Below are 6,397 nucleotides of genomic sequence, written 5' to 3' on the forward strand. Positions count from 1 at the left end.
AGCCCTTAGCCTTTTTTTACGGGAGTATCAGATGAATATTCTTTTTGCTGCTTCGGAAAATGCCTGGGGTGGCTTTTTAAACATGATCCGGGCTGAACTTCCCCGGCATCAGTTTGAGGCCACCGGACGGTTCGGAGTCGACCATTTGACCGGGGTCGATGTCCTGATTCCCACCATGTGTCCGGTTACCGAAGCGCTGCTTGAGAAAAGTGATTGCCTGCGGCTCATCCAGCAATGCGGTTCCGGAATAGAGGGCGTTGATCTGCAGGCGGCCCGGAAGCGGAACATCCGGGTGGCCAATGTCCCCACGGATATTTCCGGAAATGCCGACTCTGTGGCGGAGCTGGGGATATATATGATGATCGGCCTGTCCAGGAATATCCGGGGTATGGCACAAAGCCTGGAAAACCGGAAGATGGGAGAGCCACAGGGGCGGGCCTTGAGCGGGCTGACCGTTGGACTGGCAGGCCTTGGCGGCATAGGCAAAGCCCTGATCAGAAGGCTCAGGGCCTTTGACGTGCATTTGATCGGCATCAAACATCACGGCAGCCAACAGGCCATGCAGGAACTGGATCTGGAATGGGTCGGGGGCGCTGAAGACCTGCATATCCTCCTGAAAAGATCGGATGTTGTGATGCTGTGCCTTCCCTGTACAGCTGAGAGTAAATATCTGATCAATCGCTCTTCGATCTCATGGATGAAAGAAAATGCATATTTAATCAATCTGTCAAGAGGCGGCCTCGTAGAGCGCGACGCATTGGCGGAAGCCCTGGCCTCCGGCAGACTGGCCGGTGCCGGCCTGGATGTCTTCTGGGAAGAGCCGCCTGATCCGGATGATCCGATTTTCAAGTATAATGTACTGGCAACCCCGCATATTGCTGGCTCTACCGATGTCTCCATGAGGGGGATTGTCCGGGCCGTGGCCGAAAATATCCGCAGGGTGGAGAAAAACCAGGAACCGTTATATGTGAAAAACTGAAGTGCTGCGGTCCGGTGCAAGGTTGATAATGTTAAAAATTTGCAGAAACAAATTGAAGAAAACATGCTTGCGGTTATCAGAAAATTAGGAGTTCATCACGGGGTAGCCGTGTTTGGGCTGGTTCAGATTTTTTCGACGTTGCCCCATTTATTGCATGGTATCAAAGAAGTCAATGAGGGGTATGAGTGCTTTTGCGAAGAAACCGAAAAAGGTTGAAGAGGCAGAGGAATGAAATGCCCGAAATGCAGTTTTGAACAACCCGATGACACGACAGAATGCATGCGTTGCGGGATTGTATATGAAAAGTATTTGAAATACTATGACGCAGCACTCGTTGGGAAAGAACTGCCCGTGACAGATGAAAAAGATGTGTCCAATTTTCGGAATCTGGTCAAAAACTTACTGCTCTATGTGCCGGATGAAATCAATCCGTTTATTTTTTATACCAGGGTACTGTTCTTTTTAATATTTTTTATATGGGGATTGAAATTCATTTTTTCGCCCCTTGAAGCCAATTATGCGGGCTATTCGTTCTGGCATCTGGTCAATCTGCCCTTCCATGAAGCGGGGCATATATTTTTCAGGCCTTTGGGCAGATTAATGACATCTCTCGGAGGAAGTATCGGCCAGCTGCTGATGCCGCTGATATGTCTTATCGTGTTTGTCGTTAAAACAAAAGATACCTTTGCAGCCTCATTCAGTCTCTGGTGGTTTGCAGAAAACTGGATGGATATGGCACCGTATATGAATGATGCCCGATCCCTGTCAATGCCGCTGTTAGGAGGAAACACCGGGCCGAGCTCACCCTACGGATTTCATGACTGGGAATATATACTGAATGAGTTGGGTATGCTTCGCTATGATCATACGGTGGCAAGTATTTCACATAACATAGGAATCACCTTGATGATCGCATCGTTCATATGGGGCGGTTATCTGCTTTTTAAGCAATATAAAATATCTGCGGGTCAGCCAGTTAAGGGCTTCGGCCCTAACCGATAACCAGCCAAACCGGGAAATGGTCATATATGGAAACCTCAGAAAAGGAAAAAACAGGAATTGAAAAAGCGGCAGAGGATCTGTTCAGCTTTGCGATTGACCGGGAGGATGTAAAAATACTCATGGCGAGTCTGCCCAAAGAGGCTGATATCAAACGGGTTACCGTTGAATATGAACTTCAGCTGCTGAAAATTGTCAGTGCCGGGTGGTGCATATCCTATTATCTTGAAAACTGCCATCAGAAGAGCCGGTTTGCAGCGCTTTACTGGAAGTCGGTTCATGAATTTTCACAGGGGGTATCAGAAACCAGCGGGCTGTTGATCGGAAAGACCATTGATTATTTTCTGATTCTGAAAGATCGTCTGGATATGTACGTGGATGCCATGGCCAAAAAAACCGATGCGCCCGAGCCCGCTGTCGTTATAGGACCTGAATTTGCAAGGGTCTGCGGGAATGCGGATGATGTGTTTACGGTCATGACCGGCTCGAAGATGTTTGTCGCGACGGTCGGCAGGGTAAAACAATATCTTGAGGAAATAAAACTCAGATAGCCGTGTCCGTCCATGAATCCGGTTTTTAACAGATGGACACCGATGGGGAGTTCCAGCCCGGAATGGAGCGGGATTATTCCGATTTTTCAGCTGGCAGAAAAGGCTGAATGATTTTAACCGGAGCTTTAAGAATCCGTTTCATCAGTTCCAGAACCCGTGTTCCGATGGTGACGGGTGAAAGCGGGACGACGACCGGATTGCTGAGATTGCCGGTTACCTGCACCGGAATGGAGATCAGTGTGCCTTCGAGAATGCCTCCGATCAGGGGCAGTTTTTCAATCAGTCGATCCACTGTCTTCAGTGGCGATACCAGTACGGTCAGGTTTGTTTCTCTGGCTTCGAGATCAATACTGCCTATGCAGGCAATTTTCATGGAACTTCCGTCAACAATCAATTCATCGATGTCGCAAATTCCGTTTTTGATAGTGGCTTTGGCATGTATGGAATCATAGGCGAATCCTTCTTTGGCCAGATCCGGCAGGTTGCCCGCAAATATCTCTGTAATGTTAATGACGGAGAAAATTTTTGACATCAGGCCCAGATGATAGATGCGACCGTCCCGGGCGTTAAATTCAAATTTTCCCTGCAGTGAGCGGGTCAATTCATCTCGCCTTCCTTCGGTGGTGATTTGTCCGTCAGCGTCGAATGTGCCGTCAACGCGAATTCTATTGTCCAGAAGACAGGAAACGGCCTTGTCCAGAGGACTGGCTTTGGAAGATGGCATGACAGTCAGCCGGATGTTTTGCGGTGATATGTAAAAACTTCCGGGGGTATCGATACCGCACAGGTTGGCCCGGGTAACGGTGATCAGGTTTTCATTGTCGCTGAGCAATGCATTGGCCAGAAACGGAGACCAGGTATAGCTTCCATACATCAACCGGTTTGCATTGACCTTCAGGGTGCCGTGAAAGGGAATGGAAGTGATATCTGCCCTGCCGTCCTTCGGTTTCTCATCGGGGGATTCAACGCTTTTGTATAGTGAAAGAATGAGCTTGTCCACGTTGAGTTCGTCACAGGCAAGATCCATATCAAACTGAACGCCTTCGGGCGACCAGTCGATATTTCCTTGAACATTATATCGAAAACCATCCCAGCTCAATGTCGCGGATGAAGCATAAAGCCGGTTTGCCTGTGACTGAATCGACGCCTGCCGGATTAAAATCGCGGGACGGCTGGCAAGCGGTATCACAAGATCGTTGGCCTTGAACTGTCCGGTCAGGCTGGATGTCAATGGCGCTTGCCGGGATAGATGGGCCTGAAAATCGCCTTGAACTCCGCCGTGAACAAAGGGGGCAGACCGGATGATCTGATCGATTGTCGATTTCTCCAGGTTTCCCTTGAATGACAGGTCCTGTGTCTGGTCGTGTGATGTGATTTTCATTACGGCACTGGAGATATCGTCTTCGATCTTCAGACGGCTGATTTTCAGTTTATCGGCGGTTTTTACCAGATTTGCGGAAATCCGGGGACCGTCAGACAAGACAATATCACCTGTTAATGAAAACCGCTTCTGCTTTTCCCAGGACAGTTCAGACCGGGATATGGAAATCTGATGGTCAAGATTTAACGTTACCGGGAGGTGCGTCATGTCGGAAAGCCATTGAGCCGATTTTTTACCGATATCGCCCGTGGCGGTCAGCGTTGCGCTCTGGATGTCGGTCGTCAGGTAACCGGACAAGGATCCTGATGCCGTCAGTGAGGCGTCCAGAATGCCAATGCGTGAATCGTAAAAGGATACGCTGTTCTGATCAGACCGAAGTGTCCCCCCGGTAAAGGTTATCGGCAAGTCAAATATATCGGATGTCATGACCAGTTGATCAATATTCCCTGCCGCATTAAACTGCCACTGATCGGCGTGTTGAAGCGGCCCTTTTAAATTCGCGGTTGAAAGTTTTACAGATCCGCTCAACTTTTTGACCGGCAGGTTCATGCGTTTCAACGGGCCAAACAATTGAATCCATGGATATACTTCCGTCAGGGAGATCCGGGTTTCTCCGGACTGGATATCAAGAAAAGGTTGGTTTTGCCAGTCGATCTGCCCGGAGAGATCGCTTGCATAGGATTTATCAACCGTTGCGCGTAAGTGACTGAACGTGACGGCAGAGCCCTGGTATCTGGCCCGGCCGGTTTCAATTTTGACAGGAAAGGGGATAAAATCCGGGGCAGCGGACAGATTCATGTCCGTTACGTCAATCATGGTCTGAATATCATCCAGGCTTTCTCCCAGCACGACTTTGGCCGACGCCCTTCCTTTGAGGTCATGAATGCGGTTGATGGTGCGTATGACCGGCTCGTTGTGAACGACATCGTTCAGCAGGGAAGGAACGTTGGCTAAATCCGCATCGAGGTTGAGTTCGAGGTGAAACTGCGAATCTTCTTCCGCCAGTCCCAGGCGAAGAACGCTGTTGCGGGTGCGGCAGTCCTGAAAGGCGCCTTCAAGATCGTTGCCTTCAAGAATGCCCCCGGAAATCAGGACCTCTCCTTTCACCTCCTGCAGATTCCAGCCGATTCGCGGAAGACGGACGCGGGCTTCATCCACGGACGCCTTGATGACAAGATTGTCAAGATCCCCCAACTCTGAAATGCTCCTGCCGGATGAGGTGACCGAAACAGATGGGGCCGTTCCCTGATTGACGATACGGCACACTTTCTGAACCACCGGGTGATCCCTCCAGATAAAGAGGGTCAGATCCCGGATGGATGTCAGATCAGCCTCTGTTCCGGATACCTCCAGCATCACCGGGGGGGTCTCTGTTAACTGATGATCCATGACAAAGCTTCCCGTCAGAGTCGCCTTCGGGTTCTTCAGCTCCAGGCTGTTGAGCTGCACACGTGTCTGCTTCGGGTTCCGGAACCAGTCAACACTCACCCGCCCGCCGTTTATAGAAAAAATTTTCTGTTTTTTAAGCAGGGTCAGGCTGGAAATCACCCCCTTTGTCTGAATTTTGAAAACCTTGATGCCATCGGTTAAAAAATGGATGTCCAGATCAAGCGATGAGTCAGCCATGCCGAGCGGCGCATCGGGTTGAAAGTATTGCGTGAGCAGATGGGGACGGAAGTCCTTCAGCTCTATACGCCCTCTGTTTTTGAACAGCCGGGGGTTTACCCTCCTTGCTTCAACGTTGAGCGTTTCAAACAGGTTCGATCGGCAGCTGAGCCGGATGGCGCCTGCTTTATCTCCCGATGCCTGAATATCATCAAACCGGAATACGGTTTCAGACTGATCGATCAGGGCGAGCCGGCCGTTTGTCATGTGAAATACCGAATCCGGAAACAGGGATAAAATTTGACTTATCAGCGTAGTTGCTTTGTCCAGGCTGTCCGTCGGTGTCGGATGGTTCGGCGGGCGTTGCTCCCGGGACATTTTTCGGGGCAGGGTGAGTAAAATGTCCGGCGAGTCGAGAATAATTCTGGCCAGATGAATATTGCCTCTCAGAAGATGAAACAGGGATGGATACACTTTTAGCGAACGGACAGTCCCGGAGGCTTTGTCTGCGGTGTTGAACCCGACGTTTTTCAGGATAATGTGCGGGGTAAAAAAAAGAGAAAGTTCCAGTCTGTCAAATTCTATGGCGGTCTTAAGCCGTGTTGATGCAATGGCCTTGATTCTGTTTGTCAATGACGCCCGATTCAGGAAGAAGTCGGAAAATACGAGCAGGGCAGAAAGGAATACGGTACAGATTGCCACTGTGGCGATTGCGCCCGCATATTTTTTTTGAAGCCTGAAGACCATGTTCCAGTGAAAACTCTCCCCCGTCACCTCAAAGACAGCGAACGGTCCGTCCTCAAAGACCCGTGCTGCAAGGATACTCCGCTCGGGGTTCCGGTCGCCGGCGCGGGAGAACGACGAGAAGTCATGCCGCCCGAC

Annotated in this window: 4 protein-coding genes; 3 read left to right on the top strand and 1 reads right to left on the bottom strand. The window is 50.2% G+C overall.

From position 1 onward, the window contains the following. Positions 1–31 precede the first annotated feature (31 nt). From PHQ97_12150 to PHQ97_12160, 3 genes are all read left to right on the top strand, one after another. Positions 32–979, top strand: a complete 948-nt coding sequence (locus tag PHQ97_12150) for a 2-hydroxyacid dehydrogenase (GenBank protein ID MDD4393484.1) — start codon at positions 32–34, stop codon at positions 977–979. A gap of 228 nt (positions 980–1,207) precedes the next feature. Then, positions 1,208–1,981 carry a zinc ribbon domain-containing protein gene (locus PHQ97_12155; GenBank protein ID MDD4393485.1) on the top strand — a complete coding sequence of 258 codons (774 nt, stop codon included), beginning with the start codon at positions 1,208–1,210 and terminating at the stop codon, positions 1,979–1,981. 26 nt (positions 1,982–2,007) lie between these two features. Continuing rightward, positions 2,008–2,529: a hypothetical protein gene (locus PHQ97_12160; protein MDD4393486.1), complete on the top strand. Its 522-nt coding sequence runs from the start codon at positions 2,008–2,010 to the stop codon at positions 2,527–2,529. A 73-nt stretch (positions 2,530–2,602) separates the two neighbouring features. On the opposite strand, the gene PHQ97_12165 is transcribed toward PHQ97_12160, so the two are convergent. Beyond that, positions 2,603–6,262 carry an AsmA-like C-terminal domain-containing protein gene (locus PHQ97_12165; protein ID MDD4393487.1) on the bottom strand — a complete coding sequence of 1,220 codons (3,660 nt, stop codon included), beginning with the start codon at positions 6,260–6,262 and terminating at the stop codon, positions 2,603–2,605. Between the last annotated feature and the right edge of the window lie 135 nt (positions 6,263–6,397).

The sequence above is a fragment of the Desulfobacterales bacterium genome, from assembly GCA_028704555.1.
Taxonomy (GTDB): domain Bacteria; phylum Desulfobacterota; class Desulfobacteria; order Desulfobacterales; family JAQWFD01; genus JAQWFD01.

Excerpts from the sequence above, each read along its gene's own strand:
- PHQ97_12165 (MDD4393487.1), bottom strand. The coding sequence starts at position 6,262 with ATGGTCTTCAGGCTTCAAAAAAAATATGCGGGCGCAATCGCCACAGTG.
- PHQ97_12155 (MDD4393485.1), top strand. The coding sequence starts at position 1,208 with ATGAAATGCCCGAAATGCAGTTTTGAACAACCCGATGACACGACAGAA.
- PHQ97_12160 (MDD4393486.1), top strand. The coding sequence starts at position 2,008 with ATGGAAACCTCAGAAAAGGAAAAAACAGGAATTGAAAAAGCGGCAGAG.
- PHQ97_12150 (MDD4393484.1), top strand. The coding sequence starts at position 32 with ATGAATATTCTTTTTGCTGCTTCGGAAAATGCCTGGGGTGGCTTTTTA.